This is a genomic window from Peptostreptococcus anaerobius 653-L (genome assembly GCF_000178095.1).
GTDB classification, from domain to species: domain Bacteria; phylum Bacillota; class Clostridia; order Peptostreptococcales; family Peptostreptococcaceae; genus Peptostreptococcus; species Peptostreptococcus anaerobius.
The window spans coordinates 1-764 of the sequence record NZ_ADJN01000006.1; the positions used below are offsets into that span (position 1 = coordinate 1).

General features: G+C 48.6%; 8 tRNA genes. All 8 read left to right on the top strand.

The features are described from left to right. The first annotated feature begins 9 nt into the window (after window positions 1-9). Window positions 10-83 (top strand) — tRNA-Arg (locus tag HMPREF0631_RS00530). 11 nt (window positions 84-94) lie between these two features. Then, window positions 95-170: transfer RNA gene (locus tag HMPREF0631_RS00535), tRNA-Gln, on the top strand. A 40-nt stretch (window positions 171-210) separates the two neighbouring features. Beyond that, window positions 211-299, top strand: a tRNA-Ser gene (locus HMPREF0631_RS00540). Between the two features lie 6 nt (window positions 300-305). Continuing rightward, window positions 306-381, top strand: a tRNA-Phe gene (locus HMPREF0631_RS00545). 7 nt (window positions 382-388) lie between these two features. Continuing rightward, a tRNA-Met gene (locus tag HMPREF0631_RS00550) sits at window positions 389-462 on the top strand. A gap of 20 nt (window positions 463-482) precedes the next feature. Beyond that, window positions 483-555 (top strand) — tRNA-Lys (locus tag HMPREF0631_RS00555). A 16-nt stretch (window positions 556-571) separates the two neighbouring features. Beyond that, window positions 572-642 (top strand) — tRNA-Cys (locus HMPREF0631_RS00560). Window positions 643-652: 10 nt separating this feature from the next. Continuing rightward, window positions 653-726: transfer RNA gene (locus HMPREF0631_RS00565), tRNA-Arg, on the top strand. Window positions 727-764 lie beyond the last annotated feature (38 nt).

The following is a 764-nucleotide window of genomic DNA, read 5'->3' on the forward strand; positions in this document are numbered from 1 at the left end:
TTTCATTTTGGGTGCATAGCTCAGCTGGATAGAGCAACGCCCTTCTAAGGCGTGTGTCCGGGGTTCGAATCCCTGTGCGCTCATTTTTTATAATTGGGGATTAGCCAAGTCGGTAAGGCACATGACTTTGACTCATGCATCCGTGGGTTCGAGTCCCGCATCCCCAGCCAAACTGAATATCTAAAGTATAGCATTTTGAAATGTATATATGGAGAGGTGTCCGAGTGGTTTAAGGAGCTGGTCTTGAAAACCAGTGATGCTTAACGGCACCGTGGGTTCGAATCCCACCCTCTCCGCCATTATATGCCTAGATAGCTCAGTCGGTAGAGCAGGGGACTGAAAATCCCCGTGTCGGTGGTTCGATTCCGCCTCTAGGCACCACATATATGGCGGTATAGCTTAGTTGGCTAGAGCGTTCGGTTCATACCCGAAAGGTCACAGGTTCGAGTCCCGTTACCGCTACTATATTTTAATTTCATTATGGACCATTAGCTCAGCTGGGAGAGCACCTGACTCTTAATCAGGGTGTCCAGGGTTCGAGCCCCTGATGGTCCACTTTTTTTGTATTTACGGCGACATAGCCAAGTGGTAAGGCAGTGGACTGCAACTCCTTGATCTCCAGTTCGAATCTGGATGTCGCCTCTTTATATATGTGCTCATAGCTCAACTGGATAGAGTACTTGACTACGAATCAAGGGGTTGTGGGTTCGAGTCCCGCTGGGCGCATTAAAAAGTCCTCCGATTAGGTAACTAATTTGGAGGAC